Source organism: Streptomyces sp. LaPpAH-108, assembly GCF_000373625.1.
Taxonomy (GTDB): Bacteria; Actinomycetota; Actinomycetes; order Streptomycetales; family Streptomycetaceae; genus Streptomyces.
The window spans coordinates 365,665-386,483 of record NZ_KB891988.1; the positions used below are offsets into that span (position 1 = coordinate 365,665).

Annotated in this window: 25 protein-coding genes; 14 read left to right on the forward strand and 11 right to left on the reverse strand. The window is 71.3% G+C overall.

The window, feature by feature from the left end; all coding sequences use genetic code 11:
* Positions 1–31 precede the first annotated feature (31 nt).
* The 3 genes from B079_RS31515 (at position 32) to era (ending at position 2,492) form a co-directional block, all read left to right on the forward strand.
* Entirely contained in the window at positions 32–727 is a 696-nt protein-coding gene (locus tag B079_RS31515) for a helix-turn-helix transcriptional regulator (RefSeq protein WP_234016764.1), read from the forward strand.
* Positions 724–1,074, forward strand: a complete 351-nt coding sequence (locus B079_RS0107740) for a cytidine deaminase (RefSeq protein ID WP_018545208.1) — start codon at positions 724–726, stop codon at positions 1,072–1,074. Before B079_RS31515 ends, B079_RS0107740 begins: the two co-directional genes overlap by 4 nt.
* A gap of 464 nt (positions 1,075–1,538) precedes the next feature.
* Positions 1,539–2,492 carry a GTPase Era gene (gene era / locus B079_RS0107745; RefSeq protein ID WP_018545209.1) on the forward strand — a complete coding sequence of 318 codons (954 nt, stop codon included), beginning with the start codon at positions 1,539–1,541 and terminating at the stop codon, positions 2,490–2,492.
* 14 nt (positions 2,493–2,506) lie between these two features.
* On the opposite strand, the gene B079_RS0107750 is transcribed toward era, so the two are convergent.
* Positions 2,507–3,436 (reverse strand): AraC family transcriptional regulator, encoded by a 930-nt coding sequence (locus B079_RS0107750; protein WP_018545210.1) that lies wholly within the window; start codon positions 3,434–3,436, stop codon positions 2,507–2,509.
* Between the two features lie 147 nt (positions 3,437–3,583).
* Here B079_RS0107750 and B079_RS0107755 point away from each other — a divergent pair, with 147 nt between their 5' ends.
* On the forward strand, positions 3,584–4,342 hold the full coding sequence (locus B079_RS0107755; RefSeq protein ID WP_018545211.1) for an SDR family NAD(P)-dependent oxidoreductase: 759 nt from the start codon (positions 3,584–3,586) through the stop codon (positions 4,340–4,342).
* Here B079_RS0107755 and B079_RS0107760 read toward each other — a convergent pair.
* The 5 genes from B079_RS0107760 to B079_RS0107780 are packed head-to-tail and all read right to left on the reverse strand — an operon-like array spanning position 4,339 to position 8,268.
* Positions 4,339–5,655 (reverse strand): GH1 family beta-glucosidase, encoded by a 1,317-nt coding sequence (locus B079_RS0107760; RefSeq protein WP_026248457.1) that lies wholly within the window; start codon positions 5,653–5,655, stop codon positions 4,339–4,341. The genes B079_RS0107755 and B079_RS0107760 overlap by 4 nt on opposite strands.
* A gap of 32 nt (positions 5,656–5,687) precedes the next feature.
* The gene (locus tag B079_RS0107765) at positions 5,688–6,050 is read right to left on the reverse strand and encodes a MerR family transcriptional regulator (protein ID WP_037801411.1); all 363 of its coding nucleotides are present in this window, start codon (positions 6,048–6,050) and stop codon (positions 5,688–5,690) included.
* Positions 6,051–6,100: 50 nt separating this feature from the next.
* Complete coding sequence (locus B079_RS0107770) at positions 6,101–6,862, reverse strand: SDR family NAD(P)-dependent oxidoreductase (protein ID WP_026248459.1); 762 nt, start codon at positions 6,860–6,862, stop codon at positions 6,101–6,103.
* 50 nt (positions 6,863–6,912) lie between these two features.
* Positions 6,913–7,179: a protealysin inhibitor emfourin gene (locus tag B079_RS0107775; protein WP_018545215.1), complete on the reverse strand. Its 267-nt coding sequence runs from the start codon at positions 7,177–7,179 to the stop codon at positions 6,913–6,915.
* A gap of 21 nt (positions 7,180–7,200) precedes the next feature.
* Positions 7,201–8,268, reverse strand: a complete 1,068-nt coding sequence (locus tag B079_RS0107780) for a M4 family metallopeptidase (RefSeq protein ID WP_018545216.1) — start codon at positions 8,266–8,268, stop codon at positions 7,201–7,203.
* 357 nt (positions 8,269–8,625) lie between these two features.
* Here B079_RS0107780 and leuA point away from each other — a divergent pair, with 357 nt between their 5' ends.
* The 4 genes from leuA to B079_RS0107800 all read left to right on the forward strand — a co-directional run bounded on the left by leuA (position 8,626) and on the right by B079_RS0107800 (position 12,322).
* Positions 8,626–10,347, forward strand: coding sequence for a 2-isopropylmalate synthase (gene leuA, locus B079_RS0107785; protein ID WP_018545217.1), 1,722 nt, complete (start codon positions 8,626–8,628; stop codon positions 10,345–10,347).
* Between the two features lie 212 nt (positions 10,348–10,559).
* Positions 10,560–11,228: a TerB family tellurite resistance protein gene (locus B079_RS0107790; RefSeq protein WP_018545218.1), complete on the forward strand. Its 669-nt coding sequence runs from the start codon at positions 10,560–10,562 to the stop codon at positions 11,226–11,228.
* Between the two features lie 22 nt (positions 11,229–11,250).
* Entirely contained in the window at positions 11,251–12,000 is a 750-nt protein-coding gene (locus B079_RS0107795) for a nitroreductase (RefSeq protein ID WP_018545219.1), read from the forward strand.
* Positions 11,912–12,322, forward strand: coding sequence for a DUF3052 domain-containing protein (locus B079_RS0107800; RefSeq protein WP_026248460.1), 411 nt, complete (start codon positions 11,912–11,914; stop codon positions 12,320–12,322). Before B079_RS0107795 ends, B079_RS0107800 begins: the two co-directional genes overlap by 89 nt.
* Before the next feature lie 13 nt (positions 12,323–12,335).
* Here B079_RS0107800 and B079_RS35150 read toward each other — a convergent pair whose 3' ends face one another.
* The 4 genes from B079_RS35150 to B079_RS0107820 all read right to left on the reverse strand — a co-directional run bounded on the left by B079_RS35150 (position 12,336) and on the right by B079_RS0107820 (position 13,903).
* Positions 12,336–12,485, reverse strand: coding sequence for a hypothetical protein (locus tag B079_RS35150; RefSeq protein WP_158684954.1), 150 nt, complete (start codon positions 12,483–12,485; stop codon positions 12,336–12,338).
* Between the two features lie 5 nt (positions 12,486–12,490).
* Positions 12,491–12,796: a hypothetical protein gene (locus tag B079_RS0107810; protein WP_026248461.1), complete on the reverse strand. Its 306-nt coding sequence runs from the start codon at positions 12,794–12,796 to the stop codon at positions 12,491–12,493.
* A 139-nt stretch (positions 12,797–12,935) separates the two neighbouring features.
* Positions 12,936–13,532 (reverse strand): HAAS signaling domain-containing protein, encoded by a 597-nt coding sequence (locus B079_RS0107815; RefSeq protein ID WP_018545223.1) that lies wholly within the window; start codon positions 13,530–13,532, stop codon positions 12,936–12,938.
* On the reverse strand, positions 13,529–13,903 hold the full coding sequence (locus B079_RS0107820; protein WP_018545224.1) for a PadR family transcriptional regulator: 375 nt from the start codon (positions 13,901–13,903) through the stop codon (positions 13,529–13,531). Before B079_RS0107820 ends, B079_RS0107815 begins: the two co-directional genes overlap by 4 nt.
* 92 nt (positions 13,904–13,995) lie before the next feature.
* Between B079_RS0107820 and B079_RS0107825 the strand changes: the two genes are divergently transcribed.
* Positions 13,996–14,448 carry a protein-tyrosine phosphatase family protein gene (locus B079_RS0107825; protein ID WP_018545225.1) on the forward strand — a complete coding sequence of 151 codons (453 nt, stop codon included), beginning with the start codon at positions 13,996–13,998 and terminating at the stop codon, positions 14,446–14,448.
* Positions 14,449–14,510: 62 nt separating this feature from the next.
* On the opposite strand, the gene B079_RS31520 is transcribed toward B079_RS0107825, so the two are convergent.
* On the reverse strand, positions 14,511–14,972 hold the full coding sequence (locus B079_RS31520) for a GNAT family N-acetyltransferase (protein ID WP_078495878.1): 462 nt from the start codon (positions 14,970–14,972) through the stop codon (positions 14,511–14,513).
* A 290-nt stretch (positions 14,973–15,262) separates the two neighbouring features.
* On the opposite strand from B079_RS31520, the gene B079_RS0107835 reads away from it, so the two are divergent.
* The 5 genes from B079_RS0107835 to B079_RS0107855 all read left to right on the forward strand — a co-directional run bounded on the left by B079_RS0107835 (position 15,263) and on the right by B079_RS0107855 (position 20,790).
* Complete coding sequence (locus tag B079_RS0107835; RefSeq protein ID WP_018545227.1) at positions 15,263–16,012, forward strand: SCO2525 family SAM-dependent methyltransferase; 750 nt, start codon at positions 15,263–15,265, stop codon at positions 16,010–16,012.
* Positions 16,013–16,074: 62 nt separating this feature from the next.
* Positions 16,075–17,916: an SCO2524 family protein gene (locus tag B079_RS0107840; RefSeq protein WP_018545228.1), complete on the forward strand. Its 1,842-nt coding sequence runs from the start codon at positions 16,075–16,077 to the stop codon at positions 17,914–17,916.
* Between the two features lie 3 nt (positions 17,917–17,919).
* Positions 17,920–18,837, forward strand: coding sequence for an SCO2523 family variant P-loop protein (locus B079_RS0107845; RefSeq protein ID WP_018545229.1), 918 nt, complete (start codon positions 17,920–17,922; stop codon positions 18,835–18,837).
* A complete protein-coding gene (locus B079_RS0107850; protein ID WP_018545230.1) occupies positions 18,834–19,823 on the forward strand; it encodes an SCO2522 family protein in 990 nt (329 codons plus the stop codon). Before B079_RS0107845 ends, B079_RS0107850 begins: the two co-directional genes overlap by 4 nt.
* Before the next feature lies 1 nt (position 19,824).
* Positions 19,825–20,790: an SCO2521 family protein gene (locus B079_RS0107855; RefSeq protein WP_018545231.1), complete on the forward strand. Its 966-nt coding sequence runs from the start codon at positions 19,825–19,827 to the stop codon at positions 20,788–20,790.
* Positions 20,791–20,819 lie beyond the last annotated feature (29 nt).

Consider the following 20,819-nt stretch of genomic DNA (forward strand, 5'->3'; position numbering starts at 1 on the left):
AGGCGGTGTGACGCCGGTCATGTCCCAGGGGATGAACAGTTCCCTGGAGCAGGGGCGGGACATCTCCGTCTCCCCGCAGGTGCTCGACGCGGTCGCCCGGGTGCTGCGGCTGAGCGACGCCGAGCGGCGGCACCTCTATGTGCTCGCCGGGCTCAACCCGCCCGCGCCCCAAGTCGCCCCGGACCGGCGGGACATGTGCGACGGGCTGCGGCGGCTGATCGACACGTGGATGCCGTATCCGGCGCACATCATGGACCGCTACTACAACTGCGTGATGTTCAACCACGCTGCCGCCGTGGTGCTCGGCATGGGGCACGGGGGCGCCCCCGGCAACTGCCTGGTCGACTTCTTCACCGACCCGCTCTACCGGTCGCGCAACCGGAGCTGGGAGCGGAACGCGCGCACCGTCGTCGCGCAGTTCCGGGCGGTGTACGCCGCCTCCCCCGACGACGAGGGCTTCCAGGAGGTCCTTGCCGAAGTCAGCGCGGCCAGCCCCGAGTTCCGCCGGATCTGGGCCGCGCGGGACATCGAGGACCAGGGGCAGATCCGCAAGGAACTGGAACATCCTGTCGCCGGGCGGCTGGTCGTCGAGTCCACGGCGATGCAGGTGCCCGCCCGGCCCGACCTCCTCGTCGTGCTGCACGCCCCCTTGGACGAGGCGGACACCGCGGCCAAGCTGGAGTGGCTGGCGGGGGAGGGTTCCGCTGTTCGTATGCTCGGGGCATGAGCGAGAACGAGCTTGATCCTGAGGACCGGAAGATCGTGACGCTGGCGCGGTCGGTACGGGCACGGAACGGGGTCGCCGAGGGGGCGGCCGTACGGGACGAGACGGGGCGGACGTATGTGGCCGGGTCCGTGGAGTTGCCGTCCCTGTCGTTGAGCGCGTTGCGTACGGCTGTCGCGATGGCGGTGGCTTCGGGGGCGAGGTCTCTCGAGGCGGCGGCGGTGGTGTCGGAGGCGGAGGGGGTCGCTGGCGCGGACCTGGCCGCGGTCGCCGACCTGGGAGGCGCGGGCACGCCGGTCCTCCTCGCCGCCCCGGACGGAGCCGTCCACCTGACCGTCCCCGCCGCCTGAGGTAACCAGGGGGCTCCGCCCCCTGGACCCCCGCCCTCGCCCACCACACCCACCCGTCTCGGGAGACGAACAGGGCACCGTCACGGGGTGGCGGCTCGGGCGGGTGGGAACGGGCCCGGCGCCGGGAATGCCTCCGGCACGGCCGGCCGGCCCGAGTCCCCTCGGCACCTGCGGAGCCCGCGTCCTCCCGGGCGCTGCCGCCGCTCGCTGGTCGACCGGCGTCAGCCGCCGACTTGGGCTTGAGCAGGGGTAAGGGCGGGTGGGTGGGCAAACTTGGTCAGAGCGCCGCAGGCCCATCCGTACCCGCACCACCAGCACGTCGCCTGCGAGGGCGTCACCGTGATGTCGCGGAGCGTGACGCTCGCGGTTCAGGGCGGTGTCGCCGGGGACGTACTACGGTGCTCGACCGCACCCCCGTACCCGCCCGTGCGGCGCCGCTCCGCGGATCAGGGAGAATGGTCGGCATGAGCGTTCGTACCCAGTCATCCGAGCGGTCGGGCGACAGCGTCCACCGCGCAGGCTTCGCGTGCTTCGTGGGCCGCCCCAACGCGGGCAAGTCCACCCTCACGAACGCTCTCGTCGGGCAGAAGGTCGCGATCACCGCGAACCAGCCGCAGACGACGCGGCACACGGTGCGCGGCATCGTCCACCGCGACGACGCCCAGCTGATCCTGGTCGACACCCCCGGTCTGCACAAGCCGCGCACGCTGCTCGGCGAGCGGCTGAACGACGTGGTGCGCACCACCTGGGCCGAGGTCGACGTGATCGGCTTCTGCCTCCCGGCGAACGAGAAGCTGGGCCCCGGCGACCGGTTCATCGCCAAGGAGCTGGCCGGGATCAAGAAGACCCCGAAGGTCGCGATCGTCACCAAGACCGACCTGGTCGACTCCAAGGCCCTGGCCGAACAGCTCATCGCCATCGACCAGCTCGGCAAGGAGCTGGGCTTCGAGTGGGCCGAGATCGTGCCGGTCTCCGCGGTCGGCGACAAGCAGGTGGGTCTGCTGGCCGACCTGATCGTCCCGCTGCTGCCCGAGGGCCCGGCGCTCTACCCCGAGGGCGACCTCACCGACGAGCCCGAGCAGGTCATGATCGCGGAGCTGATCCGCGAAGCCGCCCTGGAGGGCGTACGCGACGAGCTGCCGCACTCCATCGCCGTGGTCGTCGAGGAGATGCTGCCCCGCGAGGACCGCCCGGCCGACAAGCCGCTGCTCGACATCCACGCGAACGTCTACATCGAGCGCCCCAGCCAGAAGGGCATCATCATCGGCCCCAAGGGCAAGCGCCTGAAGGACGTGGGCATCAAGTCCCGCAAGCAGATCGAGGCGCTGCTCGGCACGCCGGTCTTCCTCGACCTCCATGTGAAGGTCGCCAAGGACTGGCAGCGCGACCCCAAGCAGCTGCGCAAGCTCGGTTTCTGACGGCCCGTCACCGGTTACGTCAGCACCCCCGCCGGACTCCGCGCCGCCGCCCGCAGGCGCGCCGCGTCCCGGCTCGGCGGGGCCCCGAACCGACGCCGGTACTCGCGGCTGAACTGCGACGGATTGTCGTAGCCCACGCGCTGCCCGACCCCGGTCACATCGCCGGGGTGGGTCGCGAGCAGCAGCCGCGCCTCCTGGAGCCGGATCTGCTTCTGGAACTGGATCGGGCTCATCGCCGTCACCGCCTGGAAGTTGCGGTAGAACGCCGAGACGCTCATCCCGGACAGCCGCGCCACGTCCGCCACCCGGAAGGGCTCCGCGTAGTGCTCGCGGATCCAGCCGACGGCCCGGGAGACATGGCTGAGCCCGCTGTCGGGCAGACCGAGCTGGCGGACCGTCGCCCCCTGTTCCCCGGTGATCAGCCGCCACAGGATCTCCCGCTTCACCAGCGGCGCGAGGACGGCCCGGTCGCGCGGCTCGTCCAGCAGCCGCACCAGCCGGACCACCGCGTCCAGGAGCGCGACGGGCGCGTCGCTGACCGCGATGCCCGACGGAGCGCCCTGCGTCGCGCGGGGGAGGTCCCCGGGTGCCGCGCCGAGCAGCAGTTCGGCGACGGCCGAGGGGTCCAGGGTGAGACCGAAGCCGAGGGCGGGGTGGCCGGGGTCCGCGCGGGTGAAGTGGCCCGTCACCGGCAGGTCGACCGACGCCACCAGATACTGCCCGGCGCCGTACGCGAACACCCGCTCGCCCAGGGCCAGATGCTTCGCGCCCTGCGCGATCACCGCCAGCACGGTCCCCGACATCGACGGCTCCGGGGGATCGGCGCGGTCGACCCGCGAGATGAGCACGCCCTCGACGGCCGTGGTCCAGTCGGGCCGCACATGCCGCTCCAGCAGGGCGCGCAGCTCCGCCAGCAGTGCTTCCGCTCGTCTCTTCTCCGGCATACCGCCATTGCAGCACCTCCCGCCGTCCCCGCTCCCGCACACGAGAGGATCGTGCAGGTACGCGGGAGGATCGTTCTACGTTTCCGCAGGTCAGAGGCGCCTAATGGAGAGAGGAAGTCCATCGGCTCTCACCCCTGGAGGAATCCCATGCAGGTCGCCATCGTCACCGGAGCCAGCTCCGGCATCGGCCGCGCCGCCGCCGTCGAGATCGCCCGACGCGGCATCGGTGTCATCCTCACCTACGGCCGCAACCGGCAGGGCGGGCTCGACACCGTGGCCGCCGTCGAGAAGGAGGGCGGCACCGCCGTCGCGCTGCCGCTGGACCTCGGCGACTCCGGCACGTTCGACGCCTTCCGGGACACCGTGGCCGGAGTGCTGCGCGACACCTGGCAGCGGGACACGTTCGACCACCTCGTGAACAACGCCGGGCTCGCGCAGTCCGCGCCGATCGAGGACATGACCGAGGACACCTTCGACCTGCTGGCGCGGGTCCTGCTGAAGGGACCGTACTTCCTGACGCAGAAGCTGCTGCCGCTGATGGCCGACGGGGGCGCGATCGTCAACACGAGCAGCAGCTCGGCGACGGCCGCCTCCCCGGAACCCGGCTACTCCGCCTACGCGGCGATGAAGGGCGGTCTCAACGTCCTCACCCGCTACATGGCCAAGGAGTTCGGCCCGCGCGGCATCCGCGTCAACGGCGTCTCGCCCGGACCGACCCGCACCCGGCTCGGCGACGACGGCTTCACCCGCTTCCCGGAGGTGATCCCGGCCCTCGCCGCACGCACCGCGTTCGGGCGGGTCGGAGAACCCGAGGACGTCGGCGCGTTGATCGCCACCCTGGTCTCCGACGAGAGCCGCTGGGTCACCGCGCAGACCATCGAGGTGTCGGGCGGGTACGACCTCTAGTCCCTGAGGGTGCGCAGCAGTTCGCGGTACCAGCGGTACGACGCCTTCGGGGTGCGCTCCCGCGTCGCGAAGTCCACATGGACCAGACCGAAGCGGCGGGCGTACCCCTCGGCCCACTCGAAGTTGTCGAGCAGGGACCACACGAAGTAACCGCGCACATCGACCCCGGCGGTCGACGCCCCGTGCAGGGCGCGGACATGGGCGTCCAGGTAGGTGATGCGCTCCTGGTCGTCAAGGCCCTCGTACGAGCAGCCGTTCTCGGTGATGACGACGGGCGGGAGCCGGTCGCCGTAGCGGTCGCGGAAGCCGGTGAGCAGTTCGGTCAGGGCCTCGGGTACGACGGGCCAGCCGAAGTCGGTGACCGGGTAGCCCCCGATCTCCCTGAGTGAGAAGGGGAGTTCGGCCGGGACGGTGACACCGCCGAACTCGGTGTCGGTGCCCTCCGGGGCGCCCACCCGGGTCGGCGCGTAGTAGTTGATCCCGTACCAGTCCACCGGCTCCCCGATGATCCGGGCGTCCGCTTCGGTGTCGCCCGGCATCAACTCCCCGATGCCGTCCGGGTACCGGCCCAGGATGACCGGCTCCGCGAACATCCGGTTCAGCAGGAGGTCGTAGAAGGCGGCGGCCTCCTGGTCGGCCGGGTCGGCGGAGGCGGGCCAGGTGGGGCCGTGCGAGTTGGCGATGCCGACGCTGGTCGCCCCGGCCGCGCGCAGGGCGCGTACCGCCAGGCCGTGGCCCAGGAGTTGGTGGTGGGCGGCTGGCAGCGCGTCGAACAGCAGGCGCTTGCCGGGCGCGTGGATGCCGAGCGCGTGGCCCAACAGGGTGTGCTCGGCAGGCTCGTTGAGCGTGATCCACTGCCCCACCCGGTCCCCGAGCCGCTCCGCGACCCGCGCCGCGTGATCCGCGAACCGGTACGCCGTGTCCCGCTCCAGCCAGTCCAGCGCGGCGGGCAGATCCCAGTGGAACAGCGTCGGCACCGGCCGCACGCCCACCGCGCACAACGCGTCCACCAACCGGTCGTAGAAGTCGAGCCCGCCAGGCGACTCGACCCGCGGCCACGACACGGAGAACCGGTACGCGTCCACCCCGAGATCCGCGAGCAGCGCCACGTCCTCCGGCCACCGGTGATAGTGATCGCACGCGACCGCCGCCGTCGACCCGTCCTTCACCCGCCCCGGCTCCGCCGTGAACACGTCCCACACCGACGGCTCCCGCAGCCCGACCACCCCCTCGATCTGATGCGCCGAGGTGGACACCCCCCACAGAAACCCGTCGGGAAACCGGGGCACAGGACCGCGCGCGTCAGTCGCCATGCGGGGATCATCCGCACCCCGCACCCGTGAAGTCAACGCCCCCGCAAGGGAGTTCGCTGCCCCAGCGCTGCCGCGAGACGGTCGCGTGCCTCGGTCTGGGCCGCGATGCGTGCCTCCAGGACGGCGAGCCGCTCCCGGGCGACCCGCAGACCCTTCTCGGAAGGCCGTGCCGTGGGCAGGTCGCCGTCCAGGCACGGCAGGAAGACCCGTACGTCGTCCAGGGTGAGCCCGGCGGCCAGCAGATGGCGGATGTTGCGGACGCGGGTGACCGCCCCGGTGCCGTAGACGCGGTAGCCGTTGGGCGCGCGCTCGGAGGAGATGAGCCCGGCCTGCTCGTAGTGGCGCAGCGCGCGGGCGGTCGTCCCGGTCTTCCCCGCCAGTTCACCGATCCGCACCCGCGTCACCTCCGGGCCCACTCCTACCACGCGACGCCCTGCGCGGCGACTCACGCCACGACCGCTCCGCCGTCCACGGGGAGGACCACCCCGGTGACGAACGACGCGTCGGGGGAGGCGAGTCGGGCGATCGCCCAGGCCACCTCCTCCGGACGTCCGACACGGCCCAGCGGGGTGTGCGCGAGCTGCCACTCCCGTACGGCGGCCATCCGCTCCGGAGTGAGTCCCTGGTGCACACCGATGGGGGTGTCGATCGCGCCCGGGGCGACCGCGACGACCCGCACCCCGCGCGGTGCCAGCTCCACCGCCCAGCTTCGGGTGAGGGTCTCCAGGGCCGCTTTGGTCGCGGCGTACACCGAGTTCCCGGGCCACGCCCGCTGACCGACCGACGTGCTGACGTTGACGACCACCCCGCGCGCCTCCTCCAGCGCGGGCAGCGCGGCCTGGGTGAGACGGACGGGGGCGGTGAGGTTGGTGGCGAGCTGGGCGGTGACCGCGTCCGGCGTGAGCGTGCCGAGGGCGCCGCCGCGTACGACAGCCGCGTTGTTCACCAGCACATCCAGTCGCCCATGCGCTTCGAGGACGGCCCGGATGATCCGCTCGGGTCCGCCCTCGGAGGTGATGTCGGCGGCTAGCGGGGTGATCCGGGCGTCCCCGGCGGCGGTCTCGCCGAGCGGCCCGGGTCGCCGCCCCACGGCGACCACCCGGGCGTCCTCGGCGGCGAAGACGCGCGCCGTGGCCCGCCCGATCCCGGTACCGGCCCCGGTGACGACGACGATCCTTTGACGTGTGGTGTCCCTCATGCCGCACATCGTCCGACCCTGCCGTCAACGGCAAGGTCAAGCGACCGCGAGCCGCCTTCTCACGCACCCTCCTTCAGCACCCGCGACACCAACTCCCGCTGTGCGTCGGTCAGTCGGGGGTCCGCCGCGTGGATCGTGCGACCGTCGACCGTGATCTCGTAGTGGAAGCCGTCGGGGACGCCCGCAGGCGGGGCGGTGTGGCCGGAGGTCAGGGCGCGTTCGGCCAGCGAGCGCAGCTCCGTGGCGTCGGGGCGGGTCGAGGTGTCGATCTCGGCCCGCCGCTCGATGCCCGCGAAGCCGCCCGTGCGCCGTACTTGGATACGCATGAGGACCTGTTTAGTACGGAACTAGAGCGTGTGCACCCCGACCCCCTCCCACGCCTTCTCCACCGCCTGGAGTTCCGCCCCCGCGCCGTACCGTTCGCGGGCCGCCTTCACGGTGAGGGTGGCGAAGTCGCTGAACTGGGCGTCCTGTTCGAGGTCGCCGCCGGTCAGCACGTCGTACCAGATCTGGCCCGCCTTCTCCCAGGCGTACCCGCCGATCGCTGAGGCGACCAGGTAGAACGCGCGGTTGGGGATGCCGGAGTTGATGTGCACGCCGCCGTTGTCCCGGCCGGTGTGGACGTAGTGCTCCATGTCCGCGGGCTGGGGGTCCTTGCCGAGGACGTCGTCGTCGTAGGCGGTGCCCGGCTCCTTCATGGAGCGCAGCGCCTTGCCGGTGACGCGCGGGGCGAGCAGGCCCGCGCCGATCAGCCAGTCGGCGTCGGCGGCGGTCTGGCCGAGCGTGTACTGCTTGATCAGCGAGCCGAACACGTCGGACAGCGACTCGTTGAGCGCGCCGGACTGGCCGAAGTAGGCGAGGTTCGCGGTGTACTGCGTGACGCCGTGGGTGAGTTCGTGGCCGATGACGTCCACCGGGAGGGTGAAGTCGAGGAAGATCTCGCCGTCCCCGTCGCCGAACACCATCTGCTCGCCGTTCCAGAAGGCGTTGTCGTAGTCCTTGTCGAAGTGCACGGTCGCCTTCAGCGGCAGCCCGCTGTCGTCGATGGAGTGGCGGCCGTACGCCTTCAGATACAGCTCGAAGGTGGCCCCGAGTCCCGCGTACGCGCGGTTGACGGTGGCGTCGGAGCCCGGCTCGGAGCCCTCCGTGCGGACCTGGTGCCCGGGCAGGTCCTGGGTGTGCCGGGCGTCGTAGATCGTGCGGTGCGGCTGGTCGGCCGCGGCCCCGTGCGGCGCGACGGCGGCGGCGCCGATCACGGTGGTCAGCCGTCGGCGGGTGCGCTCGAACGCGTCGCGCTCCAGGGAGCGGCGGGCCGGGCCCGACACGCTCGGGTCGGCGTCCTGGGCGAGCTTGTCGAGAAGGTGCGGCGGGATGATCGTGCAGAAGACGGGCTCGAAGCCCCCGTGGGTGCTCATACCTGGAAATGCTTGCACTGCGTGACATCAAAGTCACTAGTTGCCACCGCGATTGATGAAATGCGGTGATTTCAGTCGTCACTCCGCGTCACGAAGTGGTATGGACGCCATCATGGCCGCCTCGCGGTCGCCGTCATGGCCGCGTGCCTGCCCGCCACCCCCTCTGGTTCCGCATGCTGATACGCCCCGGCACCTGTGGAACGGCTCGGCTAGGCTGCGGAGCATCATGCGATTCGGGCTGCTTCTCCTTAGCTGCCGCGGCGAGGGCCTGTAGACAAGGCCGACCCCCTCCCCGCGGTGCTCTGGCGTTGCGTCGTCGGCCGTCCGTCCGGACCTTTCCGAGGAGCCCACGCGATCATGGCGAACCGCCAGCAGCCCAGCCCGATGCCGATCCACAAGTACGGCCGGTACGACCAGGTCGACATCCCCGACCGCACCTGGCCGGGGAAGCGGATCACCACCGCCCCCCGCTGGCTCTCCACCGACCTGCGCGACGGCAACCAGGCGCTGATCGACCCGATGTCCCCCGAGCGCAAGCGCCGCATGTTCGACCAGCTGGTCAAGATGGGCTACAAGGAGATCGAGGTCGGCTTCCCCGCCTCCGGGCAGACCGACTTCGACTTCGTGCGCTCCATCATCGAGGAAGAGGGCGCGATCCCCGAGGACGTGACGATCTCCGTCCTGACCCAGGCCCGCGAGGACCTGATCGAGCGGACCGTGGAGTCCCTGAAGGGCGCCCGCCGCGCCACCGTCCACCTGTACAACGCGACCGCCCCGGTCTTCCGCCGGGTCGTCTTCCGCGGCTCCAAGGACGACATCAAGCAGATCGCCGTCGACGGCACCCGCCTGGTGATGGAGTACGCGGAGAAACTGCTGGGCCCCGAGACCGAGTTCGGGTACCAGTACAGCCCCGAGATCTTCACCGACACCGAGCTGGACTTCGCGCTGGAGGTCTGCGAGGCGGTGATGGACGTCTACCAGCCGGGTCCGGGCCGCGAGATCATCCTCAACCTGCCCGCCACCGTGGAGCGTTCGACCCCGTCCACGCACGCCGACCGCTTCGAGTGGATGCACCGCAACCTCTCCCGGCGTGAGCACGTCGTCCTGTCCGTGCACCCGCACAACGACCGGGGTACGGCCGTGGCCGCCGCCGAGCTGGCCGTGATGGCCGGTGCCGACCGCGTGGAGGGCTGCCTGTTCGGGCAGGGCGAGCGCACCGGCAACGTCGACCTGGTCACCCTGGGCATGAACCTGTTCTCGCAGGGCGTCGACCCGCAGATCGACTTCTCCGACATCGACGAGATCCGTCGCACGTGGGAGTACTGCAACCAGATGGAGGTCCACCCGCGCCACCCGTACGTGGGCGACCTGGTCTACACGTCCTTCTCCGGCTCCCACCAGGACGCCATCAAGAAGGGCTTCGACTACATGGAGACCGAGGCGAAGGCCAAGGGCGTCACGGTCGACGACCTCGAGTGGGCGGTGCCGTACCTGCCCATCGACCCCAAGGACGTGGGCCGCTCCTACGAGGCCGTGATTCGGGTCAACTCGCAGTCCGGCAAGGGCGGTGTGTCGTACGTCCTGAAGAACGACCACAAGCTGGAACTGCCGCGCCGGATGCAGATCGAGTTCTCGAAGATCATCCAGGCCAAGACGGACGCCGAGGGCGGGGAGATCACGCCGCGCGACATCTGGGCCGTCTTCCAGGACGAGTACCTGCCCAACCCGGAGAACCCGTGGGGCCGCATCCAGGTGCGCACGGGCCAGTCGACCACGGACACCGACGGCGTGGACACGCTGACCGTCGAGGCGACCGTGGACGGCGCGGACACCGTCCTGACCGGCTCGGGCAACGGTCCGATCTCGGCCTTCTTCGACGCCCTGCAGTCCATCGGCGTGGACGTACGCCTGCTGGACTACCAGGAGCACACCATGAGCGAGGGCGCCTCCGCGCAGGCCGCCTCCTACATCGAGTGCGCGATCGGCGACAAGGTTCTGTGGGGCATCGGCATCGACGCGAACACGACACGTGCATCGCTGAAGGCCGTCGTCTCCGCCGTGAACCGCGCGACCCGCTGACCCACCCCTGACCGGGCCTTTCGGCTCCCGGGCCGTCGTATACGACCTGCGTACGACGGCCCGGGCGCCGCTGTTCAAGTGGCGTATACCGGCCATCCCTCACCCGGGGTAATGGGCCGGTCTCGCTCGAGGTACTGACTCGGACTCCGCAGTGTGGCTAACATCACGCCAGCGCGGCGATGTTGCCGCGTCGTTACGTGCGGAGGTGCGACGTGCTGCCAGTACGGGGACGAAACGGCCGTGCCGCCAGAGCTGCGCGCATTCTGGGCACCCGCACCACCTGGACCCCGGCCGGGGACGGCGAGTTCTTCTGCCCCGGCTGCGGGGGCGACCGCAACTACCAGCGGATGACGGGCCACGTCCGCCTGACCCTGCTCGGCGTACCGGTGTTGTCGCGCGGCGAGACCGGCCCCGTCGTGGAGTGCGCGGCCTGCCAGCACCACTACGGCCTGGACGCCCTGGACCACCCCACCTCGCGCCGTCTCTCCGCGATGCTGCGGGACGCCGTCCACACGGTCGCCCTGGCGGTCCTGGTCGCCGGGGGCACCGCCTCCCGCGCCCCCGTGGCCAAGGCCGCCGCCACCGTCCGCGCGGGCGGCGTCGAGGACTGCGCGGAGGAGGAACTGGCCGCCCTGGCCGATGCGGCGGGCCCCTACGGCGCGGGCCTCGCCCTCGAACTCCACACCACCCTGGACCCCCTGGCCCCCCACCTCGCGTCCCCCGGCCGCGAGGCCCTTTTCCTGGACGCGGCCCGCATCGCCCTGGCGGACGGCCCGTACACCCCGGCGGAACAGGGCGCCCTGGCCGCGATCGGCGCCGCGCTGCTGCTGGGCGCGGGGGAGATGGGACGGCTGCTGGAGGTGGCGCGGCGGAGGGTCTGAGCGGGGGCTAGGGTACGGCGGCGTGGATGTGTACGAGGCAGTGGACAGCCGCCGGGCCGTCCGGGCGTTCAGTGACCGGCCGGTGCCCCGCGAAACCCTCGAACGCGTGCTGACCGCCGCGACCCGGGCCCCGTCGAGCGGGAACCTCCAGCCGTGGCACGTGTACGTCGTCACCGGTGAGCCCCTGGCCGCCCTGAAGCGCCGCGCGACGGCCAGAGCGGTGGCCGGAGACCCGGGCGATCCCCGCGAGTACCCGATGTACCCGCCCGACCTGACCTCCCCCTACCTGGACCGCTTCACCGCGGCGGCCACCCAGCGCTACCGGTCCCTCGGAATCGATCGCGACGACCCCGACCGCCCCCGGAAGATCACCGCCCTGAACTCCGCCGCCTTCGGCGCCCCGGTCGTCCTGTTCTGCTACCTCGACCGCGCGATGGGCCCCGGCCAGTGGGCCGACCTGGGGATGTACCTCCAGACGGTCATGCTCCTGCTGAGAGCGGAAGGACTCCACAGCTGCCCCCAGGTCATGTGGACCATGTACCGCGAAACCGTCAGCCGGACGGTCGGCGCCGCCCCCGACCACGCCCTCTTCTGCGGCCTCTCGCTGGGCTTCGCGAAGGAGGACGTACCGCCGCTGCGAACGGGCCGGGCGGAACTGGGGGAGACGGTGCGTTTCGTCGACAATGACGACGGTGGAGCAGAGTCTGGCGGACCGGCTGGGGATCCTGCCGGGGCAGAACGTGCGGGAGACCGGCTGGGACGAGGACAGTGACGACGCGCTGCGGGCGGCCGTCGAGAAGCGCACCGGCCATGGCCTGACCGGCGAGGACAGTGAGGCCGTCGTCGATGTGGCGCTGCTGTGGTGGCGCGAGAACGACGGCGACCTGGCGGATGGCCTGGTCGCCGCGCCGGCCGGTCTCGCGGACGACGGCACCATCTGGCTCCTCACCCCGAAAATGGGCCGCGACGGCCACGTGGAGCCGAGCGACATCGCCGAGGCCGCGACGACCGCCGGACTCGTCCAACGGGCCTCCGTCCCGGCGGGCGTGAACTGGAACGGCACCCGTCTGGAGATCCCGCGCAACAGCCGCTGAGGTCAGCCCCGCTTCAGCCGCCGGGCGAGTCGGCCGCCGCGAGATCGGCGTCCGCGACGTCCATCGGCTCCAGGTCGATCGTGACGTCCGGGAAGGCCGCGTGGACGGACAGCCAGTCGTCGCGGTCGAGGACGAGCACGGTCCCGGGAGGCAGGGGAGCCACGCCGCTCACCGCGCGCCCCGGAGGAACGCCCGGTAGGCGTCCGCGGCGTCGGGCTCCACGGTGGGTGTGTCCGGGCCGTACCGGGTGTCGGTGCGGTCGTGCTTCGGGCCGGAGAGCCAGAAGGTGTCGTCGGTGTCGACGTCGTAGAAGTTCGCGTCGGACAGGCCGAGACCGGTGCCGCGCCGCAGGGTCCGGCCTTGGAAGTAGGCCGTCTTCCAGGTCTTCGAGAAGTCCACCCAGCCGATCCACGACGGCCCGCGGTCGGTGTCGTAGCCCGTCTTGAGCTGCACGAACATGAGTCTGCGAGGCATGACACCAGCTTGGCGGGGAGGGGGCACGCCGTAAAGCGGATTAGGGCGCGCGCCGGGCAACCTGTTCTTCGGCTGCCTCTGAGCCTGCGGATCGCCTGGGCGGGTCCGGGTGCCGGTGCCCCGGTGCCGATCCGCCGTCTCAGACGCGCCGCGCCCGCCACAGCCAAGCCGCCGTCGCGACCAGCAGGGCGAACACCGCCAGGTTGGCCAGGAGAGCCGGGGTGCCGGTGGCCGGGCCGTTGCCGGAGAGGTTGGCGGTGGCGAAGACGGCGCTGGGGAGGATGGTGGTGAGCAGGACGCCGGTGGTCTTCTGGACGGCGGTCCAGTGCACCGAGGTGCACAGCAGCACCGCGCCGACGATGCGGAACAGCACGCCGAACGCGGGCCCGGGAAGGTCGGGGAAGACCATCATGAAGGGCAGCGAGAGGGTCAGCATCAGCAGCGGGACCAGGGGATGCACCTTGCCGCGCCGGACGGGTGCGGTGTCAACGCCCTTGACCGGCATGCCGGTTGACCCGCTCCCCGCCTCGGCCAGCGCCGTCGCCGCGATCGTACGGGGGTCACCCAGCCCCGCCAGCACCTCGCCGACCGGGGCGTCGGGACGCTCGGCGCACGTCACCTCTATGTGCTCGGCGAGATCGGCGAGGAGTTCCTGACGCCGGTCGGCGGGCAGCGCGGACGCCTCGCGCTCGACGGCGGAGAGGTAGTCGCGGACGGCATCGGCGGAAGTCTTCATGCGGGGTCTCCGGTCGAGGAGGGCGGGGTGGCCAGAAAGGTGTCGACGGCATCGCGGAAGCCGGGCCAGACGCGGGTGAACTCGTCCAGCGCGGCCCGGCCGCTGCCGGTGAGCGCGTAGTAGCGGCGGGGCGGTCCGGAGGGGGACTCCTGCCAGGTGGTGGTGACCAGGTCGTCGCGACGGAGCCGGGAGAGCAGCGGATAGACCGTGCCCTGACTGGTCGCCAGCGTGCCCGAGTCCTCCAGCGCCTGGAGGAGTTCCACCCCGTAGCGCGGGCGGTCCCGCATCAGCGCCAGCACGCAGTACTCCAGCACCCCCTTGCGCAGCTGGGCAGCCGCCCGGGCCTGCTTGGTCGAATCACCTGGTTCCATGCGATGCAAGATACCCGGCACGGCAAGTCCAGGGGAAGGGGGCCGGTGTCGGCGCCTGCCCTACGCGCACCTCCGCCGAAATAATCACGGGCATGAGTGACGACCCGTCGACACCCCCCTGGAACGAGGACGCGCCCGGCGTACTCCGGCTCCCCTCCGGGCGCCTGGTACGCGGCCGTGGCCTGCGCAGGCCACTGGACCCCACCGCACCCCCGCCCACCTACGCCGTCTACCTCCTCGGCAAGCAACCACCCCCCGTCCCCTGGGAGTTCCAGTGGCTCCGCTGGCCCGACTTCCGCCTCCCTGCCGACCACGTGGCCGCCCGCGCGGTCCTCACCGACGCCTGGGAGCGCGCCGCCGCCGACCGCGTGGAGTTCGCCTGCGGCGGCGGCCGGGGCCGCACCGGCACCGCACTGGCCTGCGTGGCCGTCCTGGACGGCGTACCGGCGGACCGGGCCGTGGAGTTCGTCCGGCGGCACTACGACCGACATGCGGTGGAGACGCCTTGGCAGGGGCGGTTCGTGCGGAGGTTCGCGGCCCGCTGAGCTGTGGGTCGGCCGAGCCGGGCTCAGCCGCCGACTCGATCAGGGCCTGGTGGCGCGACTGCTCAGAACGCGAGCCGCATCCGCTGCCTCGGTTCGCCTGGCCCGAAGTACTCCGGATGGAACTCGCCGTACGGCGTGAAGCCGAGGTGGCGGTACAGGGCCACGGCGGAGCCGTTCGCGGGGTCGACGGTGAGCAGGACCTCGCCCGCGCCCTCCTCGTGGAGCCGCCGCAGCATCGCGGTCATCAGCTCACGACCCAGGCCGTTGCCGCGCAGGGCCGGGCTGACGACGAGGCTGAGGATCCAGCTGGAGGCGTGGAGCGGTGGGGTGGCGAGGATGTACCCGTGGAGAGCGGTGCCGTCGTCCACGACGAGCAGGTGATCGCCGAGGGCGTCGTGGAACTGGCGCAGCGCGAAGTAGGGATAGGGGTCGTCCGGGAAGGTCTCACGGTCGAGCCGCAGCACGTCAGGGAGATCCGCTTCCGTGATTTTTCGCAGGAAGCGGTCTCCGTGAAGAGGAATCATTCCGTCCCCTTTCCGGTCCCCCGAAATTCGTGCGATATCCGCACTGATGCGACAGTATGCAGCCACCCTTGAGGTGTGATCGGCGCGGCTTCTCCCATGGTTACCCGCTGTTTTTCGGTCATCCAAGTAGAGATCCGGACCAAATGTGGTTGACTGTGTCACGCGAACGAAATCGCGCGCAGTTCCGATATTGATCTTACCTCGCCCGGCGATGAATCTTGCGTGGCGTGGGTTTCGTTGTGCGTTCATCCTGCTACCCTGAGTTAATGACCTCGGGATCGCCTGCTGGCGTGAAGAAGCTGAATGGTGATGTCGCATGGGAGGATTTCGACCCCCAGGCGTACATCGAGCACAATTATCGCGTCCTGCACCCGGACGACGAGGCGATCATCACCGTCGTCCGAGATCATTTCAGCGGCCATTTCGGCGGCTCCGGTTCGGTGGCCTCCGGAATCGACGCGGGAGCGGGCCCCAACATCTATCCGGCGCTCGCCATGCTCCCCTGGTGCGACAAGATCACGCTCCTGGAGCGCTCGCCGGCGAACGTGCAGTACCTGAACTCCCAGATCGAGTCGTACGGCCCCCAGTGGGACCAGTTCTGGGACGTGCTGTGCCGGGACGAGGCGTACCCCCGGCGGGTCCAGGACCCGCGCGCCCGGTTCGCGCAGACCGTCCAGCCCCGCCAGGGCAACCTGTTCGACCTCGCCCAGGGTGACGAACGCTGGGCGATGGGCACCATGTTCTTCGTCGCCGAGTCGATGACCACCTCGCTGGAGGAGTTCCGGCGCGCCGTCGCCTGTTTCCTGACCGCTCTCGAACCGGGCGCCCCGTTCGCCGCCGCGTTCATGGAGCACTCCCGGGGATACCGGGTGGGAGAGAGTGATTTCCCCGCGCTCGACATCGACGAGCAGGGAGTCCGCGAGACACTCGACATTCACGCGTCGAATGTCGAGACGCACCGGCTGGGGAAACCGGGCGGCTTGTTGCGTGAGGGATACACCGGAATGATCGTCGCCACGGGTCATCGGAGCGACCGGTAAATGCGGAGATCCATTCACCGTTTTCACCGTCGGGATGACATACCTGTGTGAGGGGCATGGGGATGCAGATCCAACCCAGACAGAATCTGCTGTCGATCTGGCAGGCCGTGACACGTCACTGTTTCACCGACGGAGCCTGGGAATGGGGGGACACGGGAGGACTGAGCAGCGTCGCCGACGCCGAGCGGCTGCTCTGCCTGCTGTATCCCGCGACCGAGGCACCCGCATTCCGTCTCGACGCGCCCGACACCACCCAGCCCGACGTGGAGAAAACCCTGCGGCAGGTCGGTGACGCCACGGAGATCCCCGAGACGCTGGTCCGGGTGCTCACCGAATTCATGGAGCGTCACCGTGCCGGTGACACCCCCACCTTCTCCGGCGGGAGCTACTTCGCCGCCCTCGGCCCCGAGGACGAACTCTCCAAGGAGCAGCGGGCCCTCGGCGTCGTCGACTCCTACAGCCTCTCCGTCACCCTGTGCCTGGCCACCCTCGGCTTCCTGAAGGTCTACCAGACCAAGACCGAGCGGCCGGGCACGCTCCAGCTGATCGAGTCCCTGCGCGAGGCGACCAGCGACCGGCTCACCGCCGCCATGGTCAACCTGCTGCGCGCCTTCACCGTCGACGTGTACACGGTCGATTCTCCGCAGGGCCAGGCGCTGTGCCGGCTCATCGGCCAGGGCCGCACCCCCGACCGCATGGTCCTCCAGCAGTTCCAGGAACGCTTCCGCGCCCTGCGCGCCGTCATCCGCGAGAGCGTCGTCCTCGGCGTCGACGTCGAGGAACAGCTCGGCAACGAGAACCGCCTCTTCGAATGCGGCTGGGCCTGGAGCGTCGTGCGGGGCGCGCCCCTGGTGGAGACCTCCGAGCCCGTCGGCGAACAGCCCACCGGCGTCGCCCGCGCCGTGCCGTACCTCTACTTCACCGTCGTCGCCCTCGACGGCATCCAGGACCTGTTCTCCGACCGAACCCTCGTCCTCGGCCTGCTCAACCAGGAACAGCAGAAGCTGGCCGAGGCGCTCCGCCTGCGCTGGACCATCACCCAGCAGTACTGGTCCGGCATCGCCCGCTTCGACGACGACCGCTGGCCCCTGGAGGACATCCCCTGGCGCACCACAGGCCAGCGCATGGAGTCCGAGTACTTCTCCCTGTGCGTCGCCTCCATCCTCGTCCACGACCTGGTCCGCCGCCGCGCCACCGAGGACGACCTCAACCGCACCGTCGGCATCATGGAACGCCTCGCCGAGCGCGGCCGGGTCACCGCGAGCACCACCCGCAGGGACTCCGCCGTCCTGCTGCACAACCCCGGACTCGCCCTGCCGCTCGCCTCCGACCATCCGCTCGGGCCGCCCATGCGGTGGACCATGACCGACTTCTCGGCCCAACTCCTCAAGCGGACCATCCAGTTGTGCGCCCTCTCGCGCAACGTCGCCGCCCACACCCGGCTGCTTCAGCTCGCCGAGCGCACCATGGACCACCTGTGGATGCGGCGCATCACCGACAGCGAGGGCGTCGGCCTGTGGGACAACGTGCACGCGGTCTTCCCGGACTCCGCCGACCGCCAGAACCAGCCGTCCTGGACCATCACCGAACGCATCACCGAGTGCATGGTCGCCGCCCAGCAGCTCTACAACCAGCCCCCCATCCGCAGCGCCGAACCCACCGCGCTCGCCCACGCCCTCCTCAGCGAGGCCACCCACCTCCTCGGCACCGAGCAGCTGGAACAGCCCGCGCCCATCGCCAAGAGCCTGGAAGGGGCGGAACTCAAGGGCATCGAAGCCGACCTGCGCCGCGCCCGCTCCCTGCTCGACACCCAGCCCGGCACGTCCTGCGCGCTCGCCCTGAACGTGCTCAGCCGGCTCGACGACCTCGCCCGCGCCCGCGCGGCCGGATCCCAGGGGGTATGAGCCGTGCTCGTCTTCGCCGCCTCCGACAAGGGAGGCACCGGACGCTCCGTCACCAGTGCCAACCTCGCCTACCGACGCGCCCTCGACGGCGACGACGTCTGCTACCTCGACTTCGACTTCGGCTCGCCCACCGCCACCGCCGTCTTCGACACCCCGAACGTCATGGAGGAGGCCGAGGGCCGCGGCCTGCACGCCTACCTCAAGGGCAAGACCGGCGAACCCCTGCGCGTCGACGTGTGGAGCCGCACCGAACACCCCGTCCTCAGCGACCGCCCCAGCGGCTCCGGACGCCTCGTCCTCTTCCCCGGCGACCGCGGCGGCGGCGAGTTCGTCACCGACGAGGACAACCTGCACCGCTGCGTCGACCTCTTCCTGCGCCTGCACCGCGAGTTCGACCTCGTCGTGGTCGACCTCAGCGCCGGACGCAGCTACGCCATGGACCTCGCCCTGACCGCCACCGCCCGCGAGGAACTGCGGCACATCCGCTCCCGCTGGCTGCTCTACCACCGCTGGACCCGGCAGCACGTCATGGCCGCCGCCGAACTCCTCTCCGGCCGCCAGGGCCTCCTCGGCTCCGGCATCGCCATGGGCCATGACCGCACCGCGCTCCTCGGCTCCGTGCGCTTCGTGCGGGCCGCCGTACCCGACCTGGAGTCCCCGCAGTGGGCCCAGATGCCCGCCGCGCAGTACGCCTGGATGCGCCAGTGCGACAAGCGACTTGAGGAACTCGCCGCCTCCCTCGGCATCGGCAAGACCCGCGCCCTGGCTTCGATCCCGCTGGAACCCGTGCTCCAGATGCGCGAACAGCTCATCACCGACGAGGACGTGCTCGACAGCAAGATCGCCAACTTCACCACCCGGCAGGCTCTGGTGGAACTGGCCGAGCGGCTCACCGACGACAAGTTCTGGGGGCAACTGTGACGGAGGCCGCCGCCGTCTTCCGGGAGACCAGCGCCGACCCGGTCACCGAGTCCGTGCCGTACTCCCATCTCTCCCTGGAACTCGGCCACTTGTACATGGAGGACTTCGCCGAGGGCGCCGACCGGCTGGTGCGCCACTTCACCGCCGTACGCCCCTGGGCCGACACCGCCCGTGCCTGGGCCGCCGCCGCGCTCCCCGCGGGCAAACGGCCCCGGATCAGCACCTGCTTCCTCATCGACGACTACTTCAGCCGTCTGTCCACCCCGGCCAAGCTCGTGCCCACCCTGCTGGACGCCGCCGAGCGGGCCGGGCTCACCATCGACTACCTCGCCCGCGAGTCCGGCTGCGCGCTCGCCGACCCCGCCCGCCCCGACCGGGCCGGACTCGCCGAGTCCGTGATGCACCGCCTGGTCGAGTCACCCCCGCCCGGCAGCAACGGCTTCCGGCCGCCCGTCAGCCGTACCGGCTGGCTCACCAACGGCCGCCGCGCCCCCGCCCGGCGCACCTCCGCCGCCCTCGACGCCGACAGTGCCTGGCAGCCGCCCGCCGAGACCGAGGCGCGCGGCCATTCCGTCTTCGTCGACGTCGAACTCTGGGACGACAACGGCCCCCACCGCACCTGGTCCTGCGCCTTCCTCGCCGCCGTCTGGCAGCTCGCCCGGCTCGGCCTGCTGCGCGACGACGGCCGCGCCGTCCTCACCCCGGCCCCCTGGGACCGGGACCTGCCCTTCCCCGACGACTGGGACGCGCTGCCGCCCCTGCTCCGGCTCAACCCGGCCGCGCCGCCCTTCACCGCCTACTCCACGTGCAGCGTCCTCCCGGTCCGCTTCCTGCCCGTCGAACACGCCGTACGCGTCATCCTCGGCCAGGTCCACGTCGACGCCGACGCGGTCGGCCAGGCCGTCGCACGCGCCGGGCAGGAGAAGGTCACGCTGCCCGAGGGCGTCGTGGAACGCACCTCCTACCTCTTCCCGCCGGGGCTCTGACGTGGCCGCCGCTCCGGCCCTGATGTGCGGCGAGGTCCGCACCTGCCTGCTGCCTACCCGCGACGCGGTGAGCGAGCGCACCGCCGAACGGCTGCTGCGGCTGCGCCCCGACGAACGCGTCCGCCTTTCCCGGCGCCCCAACCCGCACGCCCTCTCCCCGGACGTGCTCACCGGCGTCGACTGCCGACTGCCCGCCGCCAACGGCGCCAAGGCCCGCGCCATCGGCACCCTCGCCGCCCGCGCCACCCTCACCGAGGGCCGGGTCCTCCAGGCCACGGCCCACTTCGCCGCCCCCGCGAGCGGCCCCGACCGGCGCCGTCCCTGGGGCGAGTACCTGGTCCACCCCGGCGTGCTCGTCCCCCTCGGACGGCTCCCGGTCCGCGCGGTCGCCGACGGCTTCCTGACGGACGGGCACGCCCCCGACCTGCTCGACGCCGGGTCCGTCGCCGAGGGCATGCTCGCCCGGATCTCCCGCAACCACCGCCTCCTCGACCACGACACCCCGCTGCGCACCCCCACCACCCGGCTCCGGTGGGTGGCCCTGCCCGCCCCCGCCGGGACACCGGCCCGGCTCGTGAGCCTCACCGTCGACGACACCGATGGGCTGCGCACCGTGGAACTGACCGTCCCCGAGGACCTGCCGCCCGCCGCCGTGGCCGGGTTCTGCGAGGACCTGGCCCTGCACGACTGGCTGCTGACCACCGTGAGCCAGAAACTCGACGGGCTGCCGCTCGCCCGGGCCGACGGCGCCGCCGCCCTCAAGGTGCTGCGCCCGCTCGTCGACCACCTGCTCCACCTCTGGATGCCCATGGCCCGCGTCGCCCCGGCGCTCGGCCCGCTCTGGCACACCCTGGAGCAGCACCCCGGTTTCAGCCGCCAGTGGCACAACCTCGTACAGCGCGTCCGCGACCAGATGGCCCTGCGGGCCCTGCTGCACCGGGAGGCTGCCGCCCTGGCCGCCTCCTGAACCGACTCGGAAGCCCACATGATCCCGAC